15 protein-coding genes and 1 pseudogene are annotated in these 20,728 nt (G+C 71.4%); 15 read left to right on the plus strand and 1 reads right to left on the minus strand.

The genetic code is table 11. The features are described 5' to 3' along the window. From ABT324_RS09285 to ABT324_RS09300, 4 genes and pseudogenes are all read left to right on the plus strand, one after another. Window positions 1-1,633 (plus strand): annotated as a pseudogene (locus ABT324_RS09285) (hypothetical protein); the annotation flags it as partial. A gap of 44 nt (window positions 1,634-1,677) precedes the next feature. Next, complete coding sequence (locus tag ABT324_RS09290) at window positions 1,678-3,567, plus strand: dynamin family protein (protein ID WP_351174263.1); 1,890 nt, start codon at window positions 1,678-1,680, stop codon at window positions 3,565-3,567. Continuing rightward, entirely contained in the window at window positions 3,536-5,020 is a 1,485-nt protein-coding gene (locus ABT324_RS09295; protein WP_351174266.1) for a dynamin family protein, read from the plus strand. Before ABT324_RS09290 ends, ABT324_RS09295 begins: the two co-directional genes overlap by 32 nt. Before the next feature lie 59 nt (window positions 5,021-5,079). After that, window positions 5,080-5,838, plus strand: a complete 759-nt coding sequence (locus tag ABT324_RS09300; RefSeq protein ID WP_351174269.1) for a hypothetical protein — start codon at window positions 5,080-5,082, stop codon at window positions 5,836-5,838. A 93-nt stretch (window positions 5,839-5,931) separates the two neighbouring features. Here the strand turns inward: ABT324_RS09300 and ABT324_RS09305 are convergent, their stop codons facing one another. Next, the gene (locus ABT324_RS09305) at window positions 5,932-7,392 is read right to left on the minus strand and encodes an alanine/glycine:cation symporter family protein (protein WP_351174272.1); all 1,461 of its coding nucleotides are present in this window, start codon (window positions 7,390-7,392) and stop codon (window positions 5,932-5,934) included. Window positions 7,393-7,990: 598 nt separating this feature from the next. Here ABT324_RS09305 and ABT324_RS09310 point away from each other — a divergent pair. The 11 genes from ABT324_RS09310 (at window position 7,991) to ABT324_RS09360 (ending at window position 20,578) form a co-directional block, all read left to right on the plus strand. After that, window positions 7,991-8,896 carry a dihydrodipicolinate synthase family protein gene (locus tag ABT324_RS09310; RefSeq protein WP_351174275.1) on the plus strand — a complete coding sequence of 302 codons (906 nt, stop codon included), beginning with the start codon at window positions 7,991-7,993 and terminating at the stop codon, window positions 8,894-8,896. 76 nt (window positions 8,897-8,972) lie between these two features. Beyond that, window positions 8,973-10,472: an aldehyde dehydrogenase (NADP(+)) gene (locus ABT324_RS09315; RefSeq protein ID WP_351174278.1), complete on the plus strand. Its 1,500-nt coding sequence runs from the start codon at window positions 8,973-8,975 to the stop codon at window positions 10,470-10,472. Between the two features lie 47 nt (window positions 10,473-10,519). Then, entirely contained in the window at window positions 10,520-11,521 is a 1,002-nt protein-coding gene (locus ABT324_RS09320; protein ID WP_351174281.1) for a proline racemase family protein, read from the plus strand. 36 nt (window positions 11,522-11,557) lie between these two features. Next, complete coding sequence (locus ABT324_RS09325; RefSeq protein WP_351174284.1) at window positions 11,558-12,712, plus strand: NAD(P)/FAD-dependent oxidoreductase; 1,155 nt, start codon at window positions 11,558-11,560, stop codon at window positions 12,710-12,712. Continuing rightward, window positions 12,709-13,035: a (2Fe-2S)-binding protein gene (locus ABT324_RS09330; protein ID WP_351174286.1), complete on the plus strand. Its 327-nt coding sequence runs from the start codon at window positions 12,709-12,711 to the stop codon at window positions 13,033-13,035. The genes ABT324_RS09325 and ABT324_RS09330 overlap by 4 nt, the downstream gene beginning before the upstream one ends. Beyond that, window positions 13,028-14,500, plus strand: a complete 1,473-nt coding sequence (locus ABT324_RS09335) for an FAD/NAD(P)-dependent oxidoreductase (RefSeq protein WP_351174288.1) — start codon at window positions 13,028-13,030, stop codon at window positions 14,498-14,500. Before ABT324_RS09330 ends, ABT324_RS09335 begins: the two co-directional genes overlap by 8 nt. 66 nt (window positions 14,501-14,566) lie before the next feature. Next, window positions 14,567-15,217 carry a GntR family transcriptional regulator gene (locus tag ABT324_RS09340; RefSeq protein ID WP_351174290.1) on the plus strand — a complete coding sequence of 217 codons (651 nt, stop codon included), beginning with the start codon at window positions 14,567-14,569 and terminating at the stop codon, window positions 15,215-15,217. A gap of 103 nt (window positions 15,218-15,320) precedes the next feature. Beyond that, complete coding sequence (locus ABT324_RS09345; protein ID WP_351174292.1) at window positions 15,321-16,214, plus strand: LysR family transcriptional regulator; 894 nt, start codon at window positions 15,321-15,323, stop codon at window positions 16,212-16,214. Between the two features lie 134 nt (window positions 16,215-16,348). Next, window positions 16,349-17,680, plus strand: a complete 1,332-nt coding sequence (locus ABT324_RS09350) for an MFS transporter (RefSeq protein WP_351174294.1) — start codon at window positions 16,349-16,351, stop codon at window positions 17,678-17,680. Window positions 17,681-17,708: 28 nt separating this feature from the next. Then, window positions 17,709-19,370 (plus strand): acyl-CoA dehydrogenase family protein, encoded by a 1,662-nt coding sequence (locus tag ABT324_RS09355; protein WP_351174296.1) that lies wholly within the window; start codon window positions 17,709-17,711, stop codon window positions 19,368-19,370. Continuing rightward, window positions 19,367-20,578, plus strand: coding sequence for a CaiB/BaiF CoA transferase family protein (locus ABT324_RS09360; RefSeq protein WP_351174298.1), 1,212 nt, complete (start codon window positions 19,367-19,369; stop codon window positions 20,576-20,578). Before ABT324_RS09355 ends, ABT324_RS09360 begins: the two co-directional genes overlap by 4 nt. The last annotated feature ends 150 nt before the right edge of the window (window positions 20,579-20,728 follow it).

Below are 20,728 nucleotides of genomic sequence, written 5' to 3' on the forward strand. Positions count from 1 at the left end.
CGACTACGAACAACCCACACACGACACCTGGGACGACCTCACACCCAACGAACCCACCCACGAAACCCTCGAACCCCACACCGACTACGAACAACCCACACACGACACCTGGGACGACCTCACACCCAACGAACCCACCCACGAAACCCTCGAACCCCACACCGACTACGAACAACCGGACTACTCGATCGCGCCAGACGCGGGTTCGGCAGCGGGTGCGCAGGACCTGAGCCAGGACGAGATCAGCAGGCTGCAGGACCTCGACGCCCGCGGCGTCGCAGGCCCAACCGGGTACTTCGGCGGCGAGAACATGTGGGACACCCAGGCGCCCGAGTCGACTGCCGGGATGGGCGAGCAGGACGACTACTCCGCCATCGTCGACCCGGGCCCATTCGGGGACCAGCTCGACGTGTCCGAGTGGCGCACGGACACAGCACTGGACCTGTCCGAGTACTCCGACAGCGGGTGGTACACCGGGTGCTGGGGCACCGGGGGCTGGGACGCCGAGCCCTGGAGCTCGGGCGCGACCTCCCTGCCCTGGGCGCTGGGTGACCCGTTCTCGAACCCGTCGGTGCTCACCGAAACCGTCCTCCCCGACAGCGCGGTGGGCGGCCTGGACGCGCTGGGTGGCCCGGTCGACGCCACTTCCGCAGCTGCCGGTGCCGTGCTGGAGGCAGCCGGTGATGCGTTCACCACCACCGACTGGGTCTGCTTCGCCGACGAAACCCTCCCCGGGATGGCGTTCGACGACTTCACCGCGGTCGCCGACGACCTGCTCGGCGGCGACTGGGGCGAGCTGGCCGGTTCGCTGACGCCGACGATCGGCGACTCCGGGCTCGGCGAGGTCGCGGGCGGCCTGCTGAGCGGGGACTTCGGCGGGCTGGCTGACAACGTGGCCAGCGGACTGGGACTCGGTGACTACGGCCAGGCGGCCACCGACCTCTACGAGGGCAACTGGGGTGGTCTGATCGGTGATGCCGCGCAGGAGCTCGGCATCGACGACCTCGGCCCAGTCGGCGAGGTGGCCGGGGACGTGCTCAACGGCGACTGGGAGGGCGTGGCGGGCGAGGCCGTTGGTGTCGCGGCCGATGCGCTCGGCGTCGGGGAGTACGTGGACGTGGCGACCGACGTCTTCAGCGGTGACTGGGGCGGCATGCTGAGCACCGCGGTCGACCTGGGCGGCGGCGCGATCGGGGTCGGCGGCATCGCCTCCGGCGTCGAGAACCTCCTCGAGGGCGACTACGGCGCGGCGATCGGCGGGGTCGCGGGCGCGACCATCGGCGGGGTCTTCCTGGGGCCGCTGGGCGCGGCAGCTGGCGGCTGGCTCGGCAGCGAGTTCGGCGAGTGGGTCGGCGACGCCGGTGTCGACGACGCCATCGACGACGCGGCCGACGCGGTGGGCGACTTCGCGTGGGACATCGTCACCGACTTCGGGTTCGACGACGAGATCACCGACGTCTGGGACTTCGGTTGGGACACGGTCAGCGACGTCGGCGACGCCTTCAGCGGTGCCGGTGAAGTGGCGGGCGAGGTGTTCGAGGACGCCGCGGACACGGTGTCCGACGTGGTCGACGACGTCGGCGGCGCCTTGGAGGACGTGGGCAGCGCCATCGGCGACTTCTTCGGGTTCTGACCAATGAGCAGTGGACATCGACGTAACGGGGTCAGGTGGCGGCAATGACAGAGCCATCGCAGCAACCCAATCCCTCCGAGCGGGGCACGCACTGGGTGGACGGCGTCGCGGCCGTCCTGGCAGCGGGCTGCAAGCTCGCCGAGAAGTGCGGGCGCAAGGACCTGGTCCGGCGGCTGGACGCGGACCGCAAGCACCTCGCCGACCGGAAGAAGCGGTTGATCCGCATCGTGGTGGTCGGCGAGTTCAAGAAGGGCAAGAGCTCACTGGTCAACGCACTGGTCAACGTGCCGATCTGCCCGGTGGTGGACACCTCGTCCACCGCCGTGCCGATGTCGATCCACCACGCCGAGAAACCGACGGTCACGTTGGCCCACGTACCGACCGGCAACGGCCAGCAGGAGTCCAGCCGGGTCACCGTGCCGCTGCGGGAGGTGCCCAGGCAGGTCACCGAGGCACCGCCGAACGCCAAGGGCGGCAAGCTGCTGTGGGTGGACGTGGGCATCCCGAACCAGCTGCTGTCCCAGGGCGTGACCTTCGTGGACACCCCGGTCGGCGGGCTGAGCGAGAACACCGACGCACCGACCTACGGGGTGCTGTCCGCAGCTGACGCCCTGGTGTTCACCACGGACGCCGCGCAGGAGCTCACCGCCACCGAGATCGAGCTGATCAAGTCCGCGAAGAACCTCTGCCCGAGCGTGGTCTGCGCGGTGACGAAGATCGACCTCTACCCGCAGTGGCGGGGAATCGTGGAGCAGGACAAGGCGCACCTGCGCGCCGCGGGGCTGGACGTCCCGGTGTTCCCGGTGGCCACCGCGCTGCAGGCCCAGGCCGCGCTCAAGCGCGACAAGCAGCTGTTCGCGGAGTCGGGCTGCGTGCCGCTGCTCGCCTACCTCGGGCAGAAGGTGGTCGCCAACGTCGAGGTGCTCACCCTCACCGCGGTGACCGCGAACTTCCGCGACGTGCTGGACCAGGTCGACCAGGTGCTCAAGACGCGGCAGCAGGCGTTGGCCAGCCCCGAGCACGGCAAGGAGCTCGTCGCCGAGCTGCAGGAGGCGGGCCGGAAGGCGCAGTCCCTGCGCGCCGCCGGGTCCCGCTGGCAGCAGACCCTCGGCGACGGCTTCGGCAACATCTCGTCCGACGTGGACTTCGACATGCGGCGGCGGTTCCGGGACCTCACCAGGGAGGCCAGCAAGGCGATCAACGAGGGGGACCCCGCGAAGACCTGGGACGACATCCAGTCGTGGATGCGGCGCAGGCTGACCGCGGAGGTGGTGGAGAACTACAAGCTGCTCCAGCAGCGCGTCACCGAGCTCGGCAAGTCGGTGGCCGAGCAGTTCGCCGAGGCCCAGCAGGGCACCGAGGTCGAGGTGCGCGCCGAAGCCCCCACGGAGCTGATCAAGCAGCTGGAGGAGGCGACCGAGGACGTCGAGATCGTCAAGGCCAGCCTGAAGACCAAGGGGGTCCGCACCGGCATGCTGCTGTTCAAGACGGTGGGCCGGGTGGCGCTGATGTCCGGGATGAACCCGGTGTCGATGGCCTTCGGCGTCCTCAGCGGCGTCGGCGGACTGCGCGCCGGGGCCAAGCACGACGTGCAGGAACGCCGCCAGAAGGCCAAGGCTGCGGTGAACCAGTACGTCGAGGACCTGAAGTTCCACATCGCCAAGGACTCCAAGGACACCATCCGCCGGATGCAGCGCGAGATGCGGCAGGGCTACTCCGCGCGGGCCGCGGAGCTGCAGAACGCGGCGGCCCAGTCGGTGGCGGCGGCGAAGAAGTCGCTGCAGGCCGACAAGGCCCAGCGGGAGCGCCGCCTGCCCGAGATCGAGCAGGCGCGCAAGTCCGTGGCGGCGCTGCGAAAGAAGTCCGAAGCACTCTTCAGGGCAAGTGGAGGCGGGGTTCGTGATGAACAACTCGTCGCTCATCCAGCAGGTTGACCAGGTCATCCGGTCCGCGGCAACGGCCTACGCGGGCACTCCGGCCGAGCCGTCGGTGAAGACCCTCGCGGTGCGGGTGCGCCAACCGCTGCGGGTGGCCATCGCGGGCAAGGTCAAGGCGGGCAAGTCCACCCTGCTCAACGCGCTGATCGGCGAGGAGCTGGCGGCCACGGACGCTGGCGAGTGCACCCGCATCATCACCTGGTTCCAGCACGGTGCGGGATGTCGTGTGCTGCTGCAGCCCAAGCAGGGCGAGCCGCGCCAGGTCCGGTACACCCGCCCGGACAGCCGCGCCCTCGAGATCGACCTCGGTGGCGCCCGGGCGGCGGAGGTGGAGCGGCTGGTGGTGGAGTGGCCGTCCACCGCGCTGCGCAACTTCATGCTCATCGACACCCCCGGGATCGGCTCGGTGTCGACGGACATCTCCGAGCGGGCCCAGGACTTCCTGACCCCAGCCGACGGCCGGGTCACGCCCGCCGACGCGGTGCTGTACCTGATGCGCTACGCGCACAACGAGGACATCCGGTTGCTGGAGGCGTTCCACGACGACGACATCGTGCAGCCGACACCGGTCAACGCGGTGGGCGTGCTCTCGCGCGCCGACGAGATCGGCGCGGGCAAGATGGATTCGATGGCCAGCGCGGCACGCGTGGCCGACACCTACCGCAGGAGCGAGCAGGTGCGTCGGCTGTGCCAGACGGTGCTGCCCGTGACCGGTCTGCTCGCCTACACCGGGCGCACCCTGCGCGAGCAGGAGTACCACGCGCTGGACCTGCTGGCCAAGGCCCCGGCTGATGCCCTGGCCCCCACGCTGGTGTCGGTGGACCGCTTCATCAAGCTGGACTGCCCCGCCGCGATCAACGCCGAGTGGCGCAGCGACCTGCTCAGGCGCCTCGGCCTGTACGGCCTGCGGCTGGGCATCGAGCTGATCCGGTCCGGCAAGTGCACGAGCTCCGCGCAGCTGGCCGCGATGCTCATCGAGCACTCCGGGCTGCGGCAGCTGGTCGCGGCACTGGGCACCCAGTTCGCCGCCCGCGCCGAGGTGCTGAAGGCCCGGTCCGCGCTGCAGGCGCTGGGTTCCGTGCTGCGGCAGATGCCGTTGGAGGGAAACAAGCAACTGTCGGCTGAAGTGGAGCGGGTGTGGGCTGGCGCTCACGAGATCGCTGAGCTCCGGCTGCTCAACTCCCTGCGGCAGGACCCCGCCGGACTGACCGAGGAGGAAGTCGTGGACGCCGAGCGCCTGCTGGGCAGCTCCGGGGTCACCACGGCCCGCCGCCTCGGGCTGGCACCGGACGCCGACGCGGGCGCTGTCCAGCACGCCGCGCAGGAAGCGCTGGCCCGGTGGCAGCGCCGCGCGGAGAACCCGGCCAGCCTCCGGCAGTCGGTGTCGGCTGCCCAGGTTCTCATCCGCACTTGTGAAGGGATGCTGGGTGATCTCGAGCTGACCGGGTGACCCCGGCGGATCCCGCCGGGCCGGACACGTCCAGCTCGGCGGGCGGGAAGGAGGTTCCCGTGCAGAACGTGGGACCGAAGGCGAATCCTGGACTACCGAACGACAGCGGCGTCCCGTTCCCGGGCCCCGTGCACGAAGGCGACTTCACCGACGAGCACGCGGGACGGCACGCGGGAGAGGTGCTCGGCAGCGCCCTCGGGGGTACGGCGGGCTCGGAGCTCGGACCCGCCGGGGGGTGGGCCGGTGGCGCGGTCGGCGAAGGGGTCGGCGGCATCCTCGGCGACGGTGTTGATTACGCCCGCGGCATGGAGGTGGTGGGCGAGGAGGACCTCCCGCCCACCCCGGACCCCGCCGACGCGGGAGCGCCGGGAACCACCCTCGACGAGGACGGCGGTGGCGTGTGCCTGCCCGGCACCGACGAGGCAGGCGGGATGTCGGCGGACGGGGACGCGTGGGACGGCGGCTACTCCGCCGAACCCAACATGTCCGTCGACCCGAACGCGACGCTCGACGACGACTACTCCACCGAACCGAGCACCTACGACGGCGGATTCTCCGCCGAACCAGACACGCTCGAGGGCGGCTACTCCGCCGAACCTGACACGTTCGACGACGGCGACTACTCCACCGAGCCAGACACGTACGACGACGGCGACTACTCCACCGAGCCAGACACGTTCGACGACGGCGACTACTCCACCGAACCCAACATGTGCGTCGATGCGGACGCTCTCGACGGTGGCTACTCCTCCGAAGCGGACGCTCTCGACGGTGGCTACTCATCCGAAGCGGACGCGCTGGACGACTCCGCGGAGTAGCGGGCAACCGCAGCCACCCACCGCCGGTGGAGGTGATCACCCCTACGTCCTCGCTGATCACCTCCGGCGGGCGGACCGGTCAGGCCGAGGACCTCACGAGCGGTCCCGGTCCTCGACAGCGCGCGCGGCCCGCTCCGCCTCGGGCCCCCAGCACTCGACGCCGGTCAGCCCGATCGAGGCGGGGTCGAAGGTCGGCTCCTGGCCACGCCGCCGCTGGGCGTCGAAGTCGCGCAGGACCCGCAGGGCCGGTTTGGCGAGGAACAGCAGGCACAGCATGTTGACCCAGGCCAGGGCGGCGTAGCCGACGTCGCCGATCGCCCAGATCAGGTCGGCGGACTGCACCGCACCCCAGAACGTCATTCCGAGCAGCAGCACCTTGAGCACCGCGGTACCCGCGGCCGGGGTCCGGTCGAGCACGTAGGTCAGGTTCGTCTCGCTGATGTAGTAGAAGGCCACCAGCGTCGAGAAGGCGAACAGCGCGATCGCCACCGCGACGAACGGCCCACCCGTCCCGGAGAACACCGAGTCCATCGCCGCCTGGGTGTAGGCCGGACCCGCTTCGGTGCCGGGCAGGTTCGTGGCCAGCGCGGGACCACCCGCGGGCTCGACGTTGTAGGCACCGGTCACGATGATCATCAGGCCGGTGGCCATGCAGATGAACAGCGTGTCGATGTAGATCGAGAAGGACTGCACGAGCCCCTGCTTGGCGGGGTGGGAGACCTGGGCCGCGGCCGAACCGTAGGTGCCCTCACCAACTCCGGCGACGTTGGAGAACAACGCGCGCCGCACACCCCACGCGATCGCCGAACCCAGGATCCCGCCGAACACGGAGTGGGCGCCGAACGCGCTGGAGAGCACGAGCCCCACCGCGGCGGGCAGCGCGGTGGCGTTGGAGGCCAGCACGACCACGGCGGCGAGGATGTAGAGACCGGCCATGAACGGCACGATGACCTCGACGAACTTCACGATGCGCTGCCGCCCGCCGATGATGATGAGCGCCAGCGCACCGGTGATTACCAGGCCGGTGACCAACGGGTCGACGCCCAGCGCGGACTCGAAGCTGCTGGAGATGGCGTTGGACTGGATCCCGGGCGCCAGCACCGCGTAGAGCAGCGCGGCGACCGACGCCGCCACCACCGCGACCTTGCGCAGCCCGAGGCCCTTCTCGATGTAGTAGGGCAACCCGCCGCGGAACTGCCCGTCGATCCGGCGCTTGTAGACCTGGGCGAGGGTGGATTCCACGAAAGCGGTTGCGCCGCCGAGGAAGGCCATCACCGCCATCCAGAACAACGCCCCCGGACCGCCCGCGGCGATCGCGGTCGCGACACCGGCGATGTTGCCCACGCCGATCCGGCTCGACAGCGTCAGCGACAGCGCTTGGAACGAGGAGATCCCCTCCTCGGACTTCTCCCCCCGGACGATCTGGCGAACCATCTCGGGCAGCAGCCGGACCTGCAGGCACCGCGTCACCACGGTCAGCACCAGCCCGAACCCCAGCACCAGCACGACCAGTGGGGCCCAGAGCCAGTCGTTGATCTGAGTCAACACGTCCATTCGCGAGGTCCTCCTCGTTGAGACGGCGAACGTGGGGTGTGACATATAACATTGCACAGACACCCCGTCTAGCCCCCGCCACGAACAAGCACGACACGGGCACCGGCAAACGCGCCGGTCGTCGAGGCTCTCGCAGAGGCGGCCACGACCCGCGGAGACCGCGATTTCAACGTGGTGATCTCACCGGACCCGCACAGGCGAGTCGCCGGACGATTCACAGTTTCAACTGAAACTGTAACCCCAGGTGAGCGCCAGAACCGCTTCCACCGGCCCCCAGTGCCGGTCACGCGATGAAGGACATCCTTCTCCGGCCGGTGAAGGGTGCCTTCACTGCGGGTGCGCAAGAGTGGCGACGCGTCGCCGGAGGGATGAGGACGGTTACAGTTTCAACTGAAACTGTAACCGGTGATGCGTCGGGGCGCTTACTGAGATCGCCTCAATGGAGATCAGACGTCCGGTTTCCATTGAAATCGCTCCGAGAAGGCCGGAGCGGGCGGAGGATTCGACCCTGACGCGCCACGGTGGGGCCTTGTCAGGGCCTGTGCAATGTCACATACTACCGCCGTCGCACCTTCCCCCTGAATGAAGCGGAGGCTCGATGAGCGAGCAGCTCAAGCCCTGGCACGGCATCCACGTCGCCTCGGCCCTGCAGTTCAACGACGACCTGTCGGTCGACTACGACGGCTTCGCCGAGCACGTCCAGTGGCTCGCGGCGAACGGCATGCACGGCATCACGCCGAACGGATCGCTGGGCGAGTACCAGACGCTGACCGACGAGGAGCGGGCCCGCGTGGTCACCACCGCGGTCGAGGCGGCGCCCGAGGGCTTCCACGTGATGCCCGGTGTCGCCGCCTACGGCGCGCTGGAGACCCGGCGCTGGGTCGAGCAGGCCGCCGAGGCGGGCGCGCACTCGGTGCTGATGCTGCCGCCGAACGTCTACCGCGCCGAGCGCGAGGCGATCCTGGAGCACTACCGGATCGCGGCGGAGGTCGGCATCCCGATCGTCGCCTACAACAACCCCTACGACACCAAGATCGACCTCTCCCCCGCGCTGCTGGCCGAGCTGCACGCCGAGGGCCACATCGTCGGCGTCAAGGAGTTCACCGGCGACGTGCGGCGCGCCTACGAGATCCAGGAGCTGGCCCCCGAGCTGGACCTGCTGATCGGCACCGACGACGTGCTGCTGGAACTCGGCCTGGCCGGTGCGGTGGGCTGGATCGCGGGCTACCCCAACGCCCTGCCCACGGCCAGCCTCGAACTCTACAGCCTGGCCACCTCCGGCAACCCGGCCGACATCGGCAAGGCGCTGCCGATCTACCGCGACCTGCACCGGTTGCTGCGCTGGGACTCCAAGACCGAGTTCGTGCAGGCCATCAAGCTGTCGATGGACGTGGCCGGGCGCAAGGGCGGCAGGTGCCGCCCGCCGCGCTCGCCGCTGACCCCGGAGATCGCCGCGAAGGTCACCGCCGACACCGAGGCAGTCCTGGCCAAGGGCTACAAGTGAGCACCCGGGGTGGGGCGGTGGCCGCCGTCCCACCCCGACCCCGACCACCGCGCACCCCCACGGAAGGCACCACCGCATGACGACCCCCGAGACGGACCTGACGCACCCGATCACCGCCCCGGCCGAGCCGACCACCGCGGCGGAAGCCGACCGGATCGTCACGGCCGCCGCCGAAGCGGCTCCGGTATGGGCGAACACCGACCGCGCCACGCGCAGCCGCGCGCTGGACGCGATCGCCGACGCGCTCGACGCCGCCGCGCCGGTGCTGGTCCCGACCGCGCAGCGCGAGACGCACCTCGCCGAGGGCCGGTTGACCGGTGAGCTCAAGCGCACCACCTTCCAGCTCCGGCTGTTCGCCGAGGCGGTCCGTGAGGGCGGCTACCTCGACGCGCGGATCGACCGCGCCGACCCCGAGTGGCCGATGGGTGCACCGCGCCCGGACCTGCGCCGCTGGCAGGTCCCGGTCGGACCGGTCGTGGTCTTCGCGGCCAGCAACTTCCCGTTCGCCTTCAGGGTCGCCGGCGGCGACACCGCCTCCGCGCTGGCCGCGGGCTGCCCGGTCGTCCTCAAGGCCCATCCCGGGCACCCGGACCTGTCCGCGACCACCGGTGCCGTGGTGCGCGCAGCGCTGGCGCGCGGGGGTTTCCCGCCCGGGGTCTTCGACCTCGTCTGGGGTGACGAAGCCGGTCGCGCCGCCCTGTCACACCCGCTGGTCAAGGCCGGGGCCTTCACCGGCTCCATCACCGGCGGGCGCGCCCTGTTCGACATCGCCAGCTCCCGACCGGAGCCGATCCCGTTCTTCGGCGAGCTGGGCAGCGTCAACCCGGTCTTCGTGACGCGTGCCGCCGATGCGGCTCGTGGTGCTGAGATCGCCGCGGAGTTCGTCAGTTCCTTCACCCTCGGCGCGGGGCAGTTCTGCACCAAGCCCGGGGTGTTGCTCGTCCCGGATTCAGCTGCGGTCACCGATGCCTTGCGCGCCGCCGAGTTGACGCAGTCCGCCCCGCTGCTCAACGACCGCATCGCCGCGGGCCACCGCGCAACGCGCGAAGCGCTGAGCTCCAAACCGGGCGTCGAGGTCCTGCGCGCGGGGGCGACCCCGGAAGGTGACGCGCCGACCCCGACCCTGCTCAGCACCGACGTCACCACCCTGCTCGCCGACCTCGACGGGCTGCTCACCGAGTGCTTCGGCCCGACCTCGCTGGTGGTGACCTACGACGAGGAGCAGGACCTGGTCCGGGTCGCCGAGGCCCTCGACGGGCAGCTCACCGCGACGCTGGTCGCCGAGGAGACCGACGTCGTGGCCGCGGACCTGGCGCGGGCCCTGGTCGGCAAGGCCGGGCGCCTGCTGTGGAACCAGTGGCCCACCGGGGTGTCAGTGACCCACGCCCAGCAGCACGGCGGCCCCTACCCCGCCACGACGGCCCCGGCGACGACCTCGGTCGGCACCGCCGCGATCACCCGCTTCCTGCGACCAGTGGCGTACCAGAACTTCCCCCAGCACCTGCTGCCTGATGAGCTGTCCGACACGCCGACCGCACCCGTGCCCCGCCGGGTCGACGGCGCGCTGGAGAACTGACACCCCCACCTGGCCCGGTCCGGGCCCGCAGCCGAGAGGAGCGGTCGATGAGGACCACTCGAGTCCTGCACGCCGTGGATTCCCACACCGAGGGCATGCCCACCCGCGTCATCACCGGCGGCGTCGGCGTCCTGCCCGGGGCGACGATGGCCGAGCGGCGGCAGTGGTTCATCGAGAACAACGACGACCTGCGCACCCTGCTGATGTGCGAACCCCGCGGGCACGCCTCGATGTCCGGGTCGATCCTGCAGCCCCCGACCCGCCCGGACGCGGACTGGGGCGTGCTGTTCATCGAGGTCTCCGGGCTGCTGCCGATGTGCGGGCACGGCACCATCGGCACCGCCACCGTCCTGGTCGAGTCCGGGATGGTGCCGGTGACCGAACCGGTCACCCGGGTCCGCCTGGACACCCCGGCCGGGCTCGTGGTGGCCGACGTCGCGGTCCGCGACGGGCACGCCGAGTCGGTGACGATCAAAAACGTCCCCTCCTTCAGCCACGCGCTGGACCAGGAGGTCGAGGTGTCCGGCTTCGGCGCGGTGGTCTGCGACATCGCCTTCGGCGGCAACTTCTACGCCATCGTCGACCTGGCCGACCTGGGGCTTCCCTTCGAGCGCTCAGCCAAGCAGCAGCTCCTCGACGCCGGGCTGGCGATCATGTCGGCGGTCAACGAGCAGGCCCGCCCGGTGCACCCCGAGCGGCCCGACATCTCCGGCTGCCACCACGTCTACCTCAAGGCGCCCGGTTCGACCGCCCAGCACTCGCGGCACGCGATGGCCATCCACCCGGGCTGGTTCGACCGCTCGCCGTGCGGCACCGGCACCAGCGCGCGGATGGCGCAGCTACACGCCCGCGGCGAACTCGCCCTCGGCACCGACTTCACCAACGAGTCCTTCATCGGCACCACGTTCGTCGGTCGGCTCGTCGAGCAGACCGAGGTGGGTGGTCGCCCCGCGGTCGTCCCGACGATCACCGGGCGGGCCTGGATCACCGGCACGGCGCAGTACATGCTCGACCCGTCCGACCCGTTCCCGGCGGGCTTCGAGCTCTGACGCGCACCCCACCCGAACCGAGCAACGGAGGCAGCGATGGCCCATGCGGCTGACGTCGTCGTCATCGGCGCAGGCGCCCTCGGCGCCGCGTGCGCCCACTTCGCCACCGAGCGGGGCCTGCGCGTCCACGTCGTCGAACGCGGCCAGATCTCCAGCGGGACCACCAGCGCCTGCGAGGGCAACCTGCTGGTCTCGGACAAGGAAGCCGGGCACGAGCTCGACCTGGCGCTGTACTCGAACCAGGTCTGGCGCACCGACCTCGCCCCGCACAACCACCTGTGGGAGTTCGAGCGCAAGGGCGGGCTGATCGTGGCCGCCACCGAGACCGGTGCGCAGAACCTCGCCGGGCTCGCCCAGCGCCAGCGCGCCGCCGGGATCGAGGTCACCGACGTGCCCGCCGACCGAATCCACGACTACGAACCGCACATCACCGACGGCCTGGCCGCGGCCGCGTTCTACCCCCAGGACTGCCAGGTCCAGCCGATGCTCATGGCCGCGCACCTGGTCCGCCTCGCCCGCGAGCGGGGCGCGCGGGTCTGGACCCGCACCGAGGTCACCGGGCTGCTGCGGGACGGTGACCGGGTCACCGGGGTCGTCACCAGCGGCGGCGAGATCCACGCCGACCACGTCATCAACGCGGCCGGGACCTGGGCCGGGGACATCGCCCAGCTGGCCGGGGTGGCGGTGCCGATCATGCCGCGGCGCGGGTTCGTGCTGATCACCGAGCCGCTGCCGAAGACGGTGTTCCACAAGGTCTACTCCGGCGACTACGTAGCCAGCACCACCTCCTCCGACGAGGGGTTGCAAACCTCCACCGTCATCGAGGGCACCCGGGCGGGCACCATCCTGATCGGGTCCTCGCGGGAGCGGGTCGGCTTCGACACCACCACCTCGCTGCCCGCGCTGCGCCAGATCGCGGCGAAGGCACTGGACCTGTACCCGGCGCTGGCCAGGACGAAGATCATGCGCAACTACTCCGGGTTCCGCCCGTACTGCGCCGACCACCTGCCGGTGATCGGCCACGACCCGCGCGCGCCCGGCCTGTGGCACGCGGCCGGGCACGAGGGCGCCGGGATCGGGCTCTCGGTGGGCTCGGCGAAGCTGCTCGTCCAGCAGCTGACCGGCGAGCAGCCCGACCTCGACCTCGCACCGTTCGCGCCCGAGCGCTTCGACCTCGCGGAGGCATCGTGAAACCCGCCCAGTCCCAGCACGAACCGGCCGCGCCGGAGCACTTCGAGATCGTCTTCGACGGCCGCCCGCTGCCCGCGGTCCCCGGGCAGAGCGTCGGATCAGTCCTGGCCGGTGCGGGGATCCGCTCCTGGCGCACCACCCGCGTCCACCAGCGCCCGCGCGGCCTGTTCTGCGGGATCGGCGTCTGCTACGACTGCCTGATCACGGTCAACGGCGTGCCCAACCAGCGGGCGTGCCTGGTCCCCGCCCAGCCCGGCATGACGTTGCGCAGCACCGCACCCGGCGAAGGCCCCTGCACCACGGGAGACGACACCGATGCTTGAGAACCACTTTGACATCGCCGTGGTGGGTGCCGGACCCGCCGGGCTGGCCGCCGCTGTCACCGCCGCCGAGCACAACCGCTCGGTCGTGCTCGTCGACGCGGGTGAGCAACCCGGGGGCCAGTACTGGCGCCACCCCGACGAGAACGCGCCCCGCGGCGAGGAATCCCTCGGCCACCACGACTGGTCGCTGTTCAGCAACCTGCGCTCCCTGCTGCACCGTTTCTCCCGCGATGGCCGCATCACCCACCTGCCGCGCCACCAGGTCTGGTTCGTCGAGCGCACCGGCTCCTCGCGCACCCTGCACCTGACCACGTCCTACGCCGAGGCCGCGTGCGTCGACGACGAGCAGCAGCAGTCGGTCACCGCCGACGCGCTCATCCTGTGCCCCGGCGGCTACGACCGGCAGCTGCCGATCCCGGGGTGGGACCTGCCCGGGGTGATGGCCGCCGGAGGGGTCCAAGCCCTGCTCAAGGGGCACCGCACGCTGGCGGGCCGCCGCGCGGTCGTGGCCGGGACGGGCCCGTTCCTGCTCCCGGTGGCCACCGGGCTCGCGGCGGCGGGCGCGGAGGTCGTCGCGGTGTGCGAGGCCGGGTCGGTCACCGGCTGGGCCCGGCACCCGCTCGCCGCGGCCGCGGTGCCCGCGAAGGCTCGGGAAGCCCTGGATCACGCCGCGTCGCTGCTCCGCCACCGCATCCCCTACCGCCAGCGCACGGCGGTCACCGCCATCCACGGCACCGACGCGGTCCGCTCAGTGGAGCTGTCCAGGTTGGACCGCCAGGGCCGCGTGCGCCGCCGCGTCTGCGACGTCCAGGTGGACCTGGTGGCGCTCGGCTGGGGCTTCACGCCGTCGCTGGAGCTCGTCACGGCGACCGGTGCCGCGACCCGCAAGGACGTCGACGAGTCGCTGGTCGCGGTGGTCGACTCCGAGCAACGGACCACCGCGCCCGGCGTCTACGCGGCCGGGGAGGCCACCGGTGTCGGCGGCGCGCTCCTGGCGGTCGCCGAGGGCGAGCTCGCCGGGCTCACCGCCGCGCGGGACCAGGGGCAGCCGGTGTCGCAGCCGCGGGTCCAGGTGCTGTGGAAGCGCATCGACCGCCACCGCCGCTTCGCCACCGCGATGCACGCCGCCCACCCGGTGCCGCACCGCTGGCACGAGTGGCTGCGCCCCGGCACCACCGTCTGCCGCTGCGAGGAGGTCAGCTTCGGGCAGGTGTGCGCCGCCCGGGACGAGCTCGGCGCCGGCGACGCCCGGACCGTCAAGCTGCTGGCCCGCCCCGGGATGGGCTGGTGCCAGGGCCGGGTGTGCGGCTACGCCACCGCGAAGCTCGCGGCCGCGCAGGAGGGGCGCGAGCTGACCGCCGACGACCTGCGGCCCACCGCCAAGCAGTCCTTCACCGCACCCGTCGCGCTCGAGCAGCTCGCGGGCCTCCCGCACTCCGGCGAACCGGGCGAACGGCAACCGTAGTACCACGTCACATACCATGGACGGGGACGGATTGGGGAGGTTGTGGTGGCTCCGAGCCTGGTTCAGATGGAGAAGGTCAGCCTGCGCGACCGCGTCGGGCGGGCCCTGCGAGCGGCGATCATCTCCGGCGAGATGGAACCCGGTGTCGTGTACTCGGCGCCCTCGCTCGGCGCCCGGTTCGGCGTCTCGGCCACCCCGGTCCGGGAGGCGATGCTCGACCTGGTCCGCGAGGACCTCGTGGAGATCGTCCCCAACAAGGGTTTCCGGGTCACCGAGGTCAGCGAGGACGACCTGGACCAGATCACCGAGATCCGGCTGCTGATCGAACCGCCCGCGGTCAGCGGGATCACGTCGGTAATCCCGGAGGAGGACTTCGCCGAGCTGCGGGAGCTCGCGCAGCACATCGTGGACGGCGCCGAGGCCGGTGACCTGGTCGACTACACCGAAGCCGACCGCGTCTTCCACCTGCGCCTGCTCTCCTACGCCAACAACCCGCGCATGTCCAACCTCGTCTCCGACCTGCGCGCCCACACCCGCCTCTTCGGCTTGGCGGCACTGCTGGAACGCGGTGAGCTCGTCGACGTCGCGCGTGAGCACCACGCCATCGTCGACGCCATCGAGTCGCGCGACCAGGGAGCTGTCGAGGCCGTGATGCGCGACCACATCAGCCAGGTCCGGGGGCGTTGGGCGGACCCCGACCGGGAGAGGTCCGACTGACCTGGCGGCACGCCCTGGCGCCCGGCGATCAGGTCGCGGACCGGAAAAGTGGCCCGGCCAGTAATCTGGAACGGAGATCGCCGAGGCCGCGCAGGGAGTCGCGATGGAACTGAGACACCTCGCCGGGTTCGTCGCCGTGGCCGAGGAGCTCCACTTCGGTCGCGCCGCCGCCCGCCTGCACATGTCGCAGCCGCCGCTGAGCCAGCAGATCCGCGCGCTGGAGAAGGACCTCGGCGTGGCGCTGTTCGAGCGCAACACGCGGTCGGTGCAGTTGACCGCGGCCGGTCGCACCTTCCTCGGACCAGCCCGCGACGCGCTGGCCGCCGCCGCGGTCGCGCGACGTGCCGCCCGGGCCGCCGGGCGCGGCGAGGTCGGGGCGGTGTCCCTGGGGTTCGCGGGCGCGAGCAGCGCCGTCACCCTGCCGGTGCTGACCCGTGCCGTCGCCGCGGAGCTGCCGGGCGTGGAGATGGCGTTGCGCGGTCCGTGGTACTCGGGCGAGACCACCGGGCGGATCGCCGAGGGCAGCCTCGACCTCGGGTTCGCCACCGTCTCCAGCACGCGCGGGCTCGCCTCCAGGCTGGTGCGGCGGGACCGGCTGATGGTCGCCCTCGCCGATGTGCACCCGCTGGCCGACCGGTCCGAGATCGCCCTCGCCGAACTCGCCGAGGAGCGGTTCGTCGCGTTCCCGGCCGGGCGCGGCTCCGAGGTGCGCGAGCTGTTCGCCAGGTCCTGCCTCGACGCGGGTTTCATGCCCACCGTGACGCAGGAGGCCCCGGACTCCTTCAGCCTGCTGGCCATGGTCGGCGCGGGCGTCGGCGTCGCGCTCGTGGTCGAGGCGGCGAGGAGCATCCGGCTCGACCACGTGACCTTCGTGCCGCTGAGCGGCCCCGCCCCGGTGCTGCCGGTCTCCCTCGTGTGGCGGCAGGGCGACGAGTCCGCCGTCCTGCGTGCGGTGCTGGAGCTCGCCGAGCAGGTCCTGCCGACACCGGAGGACTAGGTCGGGAGACGACTCACCGGAGCGTCGAATTGGTCTTGGACCATTCCTAATCCGGGGTGTCATGGTGGTCCCCGTCACTCGCCGCCCGCCGGGCGCGCGATGACGTGGAGGCAGCGCTCAGGGAGGAGCACGCCATGGCCGAACACCCGCCGACACCGGCGAAGATGAGCCGGGACGCCCGCCGCGCCGGTATCAGCGCCTTCGCCGGGACCACCCTCGAGTGGTTCGACTTCTACATCTACGGCTCCGCGGCGGCCCTCGTCTTCGGGAAGGTCTTCTTCGCCGGTGCCCCCGCCGCCGTCGGCACCCTCGCCGCGTTCGGCACGTTCTGGGTCGGGTTCCTGGCCCGGCCGCTCGGCGGGTTGATCTTCGGGCACTTCGGCGACAAGCACGGCCGCAAGTCCGCGCTGGTCGTGACCCTGACGATGATGGGCCTGGCCACCGTGGCCATCGGGTTGCTGCCCGGCTACGCACAGATCGGCGTCGCCGCACCGGTCCTGCTCGTCGTCCTGCGGATGGTGCAGGGCGTGGCGGTCGGCGGCGAGTGGGGCGGCGCGGTGCTCATCGCCACCGAGTACGCCCCGCCCGGCAAGAAGCTGCTCTACGGGGCCTTCGCCCAGCAGGGCTCCCCCGTCGGCAACCTGCTGGCGACGCTGGCGTTCCTCGCCGTCGCGCAGCTGCCCGACGCGGCCTTCCTCGGGTGGGGGTGGCGGGTGCCGTTCCTGGCCTCCGCCGTGCTGATGGTCGTGGGCCTGCTCATCCGGCTCCGGCTCGCCGAAACCCCGGAGATGACCCGGCTGCTGGAGCAGAAGAAGGACACCGGGCTGCCCGCGAAGGTCGTGCTGACCCGGTACCCGGGGCTGCTGGCCCTCGGCACCTGCGCCTGCATCGCCGGGGTCGCTCTCACCTACGTCAAGAGCACCTTCGCGCTGTCCTGGGCCACCACCGGCGACGCCCCGCTGTTCGACCGCACGACGTTCCTGGTGATCGTGTCGATCTCGCTGGCCGTGCAGGTCGTCGGGCAGCCGTTCGGCGCCGTGCTGGGCAGTCGGATCGACCTGCGGCGCGCGGTGTTCCTGATGCTGCTGCCCGAGGTCATCTTCCTGCCGCTGCTGTTCGCGCTGGTGCACACCGGGTCGTTCTGGTGGGCCACCATCGGCATGGCGCTGGCCACCGTCCCGCACGCGATGTACTACGCGGTCATGGCGGGCGTGCTCTCCGCCGCCTTCCCCACCGAAGTCCGCTACACCGGGATCTCGCTGTCCTACCAGCTCTGCGCCACGGTGTTCTCCGGCACCGCGCCGTTCTTCTGCCAGCTGCTGCTCACCACCACCGGGACGATCTGGTCCGTCGTCGGGCTCGGCCTGCTCTACGTCGTGATCACCCTGGCGGCCGTGGTGCCACTGCTGCGCCGGATCACCGTCACCGCACCACGACCCGCTGCCGCGCCCGCCCCGGCGCGCTGACACCACCTCGGAAGTGGAGGCAACCGGCATGAACTTCGCCGACCTGGATCCAGCGCTGCGTCCGCTGCTGGACCGCTACCTGGCCCCGGACGACCGGGCCCGCGTCGAACCCGTGCTCACCGAGCTCGGCGCGCTCGCCGCCGGGGAGCTGGACCGGCTCGCCGCGGCCGCGGAGACCAACCCGCCTGCCCTGCGGGCGTTCTCGCCGAGTGGTGACCGGGTGGACGAGGTCGTCTTCCACCCCGCCTACCAGCAGCTGGTGGAGATCGGGTTCTGCCGCTTCGCCCTCGCCGCGCTCTCTCACCGGGGCGTGCTCGGCTGGTCGCGACCGGCACCCCACGTCGTCAAGTACGCGTTGTCCTACCTGTTCTCCCAGGCCGAGTACGGCCTGGGCTGCCCGATCAACATGACCGACTCGGCCGCCCGGGTGCTGAGCATGTTCGACCCGACGACCTTCCGCGCCGAGATCGAGGCGCTCACCTCCACCGACCCCGAGCAGCACGCCACCGGTGCGATGTTCATGACGGAGGTCGACGGCGGCACCGACCTCGCGCGGACCGCGACGGTGGCCACCGACCACGGCACCCACTGGACTCTCACCGGCCGGAAGTGGTTCTGCTCCAACGTCACCGCCGACATCATCCTCACCCTCGCCCAGGTCCCCGGACAGGGCGAGGGCACCCGGGGACTGGGCATGTTCCTGCTCCCGCGGGTGCGCCCCGACGGAACCCGCAACAGCTACCGGGTCGACCGGCTCAAGGACAAGCTCGGCACCCGCTCCATGGCCAGCGGCGAGGTCACCCTCGACAACGCCTACGCCCAGCCGGTCGGGGACCTCACCCGCGGCATCCAGCAGATGCTGGAGATGGTCAACCACTCCCGCGTCTCCAACGTCATGCGCTCCACCGCGCTGATGCGCCGCTCGGTCCACGAGGCGGTCACCCACGCGCGGCAGCGGATCGTGTTCGGCAGGTCCCTGTTCGACCAGCCGCTGATGCGGCGCACCCTGCTGGGCCTGCAACTGGACGTCGAAGCCGCGTTGGGCGTGGTGCTGGAGATCGGTGACCAGCTGGAGAAGGGCGACGGCGACGACGAGGCGGCCCGCACCACCGCTCGCGTGCTCACCCCGATGGCGAAGTACTCGGTGTGCAAGCGCGGCCGCTGGGTCACCTCGGAGGCCATGGAGGTCCGGGGCGGCAACGGCTACATCGAGGACTGGGTCAACCCGCGACTGGTGCGCGATGCCCAGCTCGGTTCCATCTGGGAAGGCGCCTCCAACGTCGTCGCCCTCGACGTGCTGCGCTGCATGCGCCTGCAGGGCGCGCACCGCGTCCTCGCCGACACCTACCGGGAGCGACTGACCGGTGCAGAGGCTGAAGTTCCCCTGGTGGAACGGCTTTCCGAGCACTGGCGGGACCTGCGCGCCCGGGGGGAGTGGTTGTTGGAGCGCGGCCGGGCCGAGCAGGAGATGGCCGCAGGCGACTACACCGAGGCGCTCTGCCAGGCCGTGATGGCCACCGTGCTCGTGGAACAGGCCGCCTGGGAGGCGAAGGAGGGCTACGGCCGCCGCAAGGCCCTGGTCGCCGAGGCGTTCCTGCAGCGGCTGTTCACCCCCGAGGAGATCCCGACCGCCGCGCTCGACGCGCTCCCGGCCATCGTCGACGGCGGCGACCCGGAGGTGGTCCGGTGAACGCCACCGCCCCGCTGGCCGGGATCCGCGTCCTGGACCTGTCGAAGATCCTCGCCGGGCCCTACGTCAGCCAAGCGCTGTCCGACATGGGCGCCGAGGTGGTCAAGGTCGAGCACCCCGACGGCGGCGACCCCACCCGCAAGTGGGGTCCGCCGTTCAACGGCCCGGACGCCACCTACAACCTCGCCGTCAACCGGAACAAGCGGTCGATCACCCTGGACCTCACCACCGAGGCGGGCCGGGACGTCGTCGACCGGCTGCTGGAGCGCAGCGACGTCGTCATCGACAACTTCCGGCCGGGCAGTTCGCTGGCGCGCGCCTTCCACGGACCGCAGTTGGTCGAGCGGCACCCGCAACTGGTCGCCCTGCACATCTCGGCCTACGGCGAGTCCGGACCGCTGCGCGACGAACCCGGTTACGACATGGTGGTGCAGGCCGCCGCCGGGTTGATGTCGCTGACCGGGGAGCCCGACGGCCCGCCGGTCAAGGCCGGGTTCGCCTTCGGCGACCTCGGTGCCGCGATGTGGGGCTTGACCGGGGTCCTCGCCGCCCTCGTGGAACGCGCCCGCACGGGACGGGGAAAGTACGTCTCGACCTCGTTGTACGAGTCGCAGCTGGCCTTCCACGCGAGCTTCGCGACCGGTTACTTCGCCACCGGCCAGAACCCGCCGCGCCTCGGTTCCGGGCACCCCAGCCTGGTGCCCTACCAGGCCTACCCCACCGCGGACGGGCACCTGGTCATCGCGGTGGGCAACAACGCGCAGTGGCGGGCGCTGTGCACGGCCCTGAACCGCCCCGAACTCGCCGAGCACCCCGACTACGCCACCAACGCGGACCGCGTCGACCACCGCGAGGAGGTCAACCGCGTGGTCGCTCGAGCGTTGCGCGCGAACAGCTCCGCGCACTGGTCGGACCTGCTCAAGCAGCACGGTGTCCCGGTCGCACCGGTCCGCACGCTCGCCGAGGTGTACCGCTGCCCGCAGACCACGGCGCTGGGGATGGTCGACAGCGTCGAGCACCCGGTCGTCGGGGAGTTGGAGCAGATCGCCCTGCCGGTCACCTTCGACGGGCAGCGTCCCCGCCCGCGCACCGCACCGCCCACCCTCGGTCAGCACACCCGGGAAGTCCTCGAATCGCTGGGCTACGACCAGGACGAGATCGCCCGCCTCCTCGACGGCAGGGCCCCGGGCGGGCCTGGGCAGAACTGACCGGCGCCTGACCGGCGCGGGTTCCGCGCCGGTCAGGCCTACGCGCGCGTGACCGACCCGAGCCGGTCACGGCAGCTGCCGAGGAAGTCCAAGTAGGACAGTAGTCCGACTGCACCCGATTGAGGCCTCGCAGACCAGTTCCCAATGAGA

It is taken from the genome of Saccharopolyspora sp. NPDC000359, assembly GCF_040300525.1.
In the GTDB taxonomy this organism is placed as follows: domain Bacteria; phylum Actinomycetota; class Actinomycetes; order Mycobacteriales; family Pseudonocardiaceae; genus Saccharopolyspora.

Excerpts from the sequence above, each read along its gene's own strand:
- ABT324_RS09290 (WP_351174263.1), top strand. The coding sequence starts at position 1,678 with ATGACAGAGCCATCGCAGCAACCCAATCCCTCCGAGCGGGGCACGCAC.
- ABT324_RS09295 (WP_351174266.1), top strand. The coding sequence starts at position 3,536 with ATGAACAACTCGTCGCTCATCCAGCAGGTTGACCAGGTCATCCGGTCC.
- ABT324_RS09305 (WP_351174272.1), bottom strand. The coding sequence starts at position 7,392 with ATGGACGTGTTGACTCAGATCAACGACTGGCTCTGGGCCCCACTGGTC.
- ABT324_RS09310 (WP_351174275.1), top strand. The coding sequence starts at position 7,991 with ATGAGCGAGCAGCTCAAGCCCTGGCACGGCATCCACGTCGCCTCGGCC.
- ABT324_RS09315 (WP_351174278.1), top strand. The coding sequence starts at position 8,973 with ATGACGACCCCCGAGACGGACCTGACGCACCCGATCACCGCCCCGGCC.
- ABT324_RS09320 (WP_351174281.1), top strand. The coding sequence starts at position 10,520 with ATGAGGACCACTCGAGTCCTGCACGCCGTGGATTCCCACACCGAGGGC.
- ABT324_RS09325 (WP_351174284.1), top strand. The coding sequence starts at position 11,558 with ATGGCCCATGCGGCTGACGTCGTCGTCATCGGCGCAGGCGCCCTCGGC.
- ABT324_RS09335 (WP_351174288.1), top strand. The coding sequence starts at position 13,028 with ATGCTTGAGAACCACTTTGACATCGCCGTGGTGGGTGCCGGACCCGCC.
- ABT324_RS09340 (WP_351174290.1), top strand. The coding sequence starts at position 14,567 with ATGGAGAAGGTCAGCCTGCGCGACCGCGTCGGGCGGGCCCTGCGAGCG.
- ABT324_RS09345 (WP_351174292.1), top strand. The coding sequence starts at position 15,321 with ATGGAACTGAGACACCTCGCCGGGTTCGTCGCCGTGGCCGAGGAGCTC.
- ABT324_RS09350 (WP_351174294.1), top strand. The coding sequence starts at position 16,349 with ATGGCCGAACACCCGCCGACACCGGCGAAGATGAGCCGGGACGCCCGC.
- ABT324_RS09355 (WP_351174296.1), top strand. The coding sequence starts at position 17,709 with ATGAACTTCGCCGACCTGGATCCAGCGCTGCGTCCGCTGCTGGACCGC.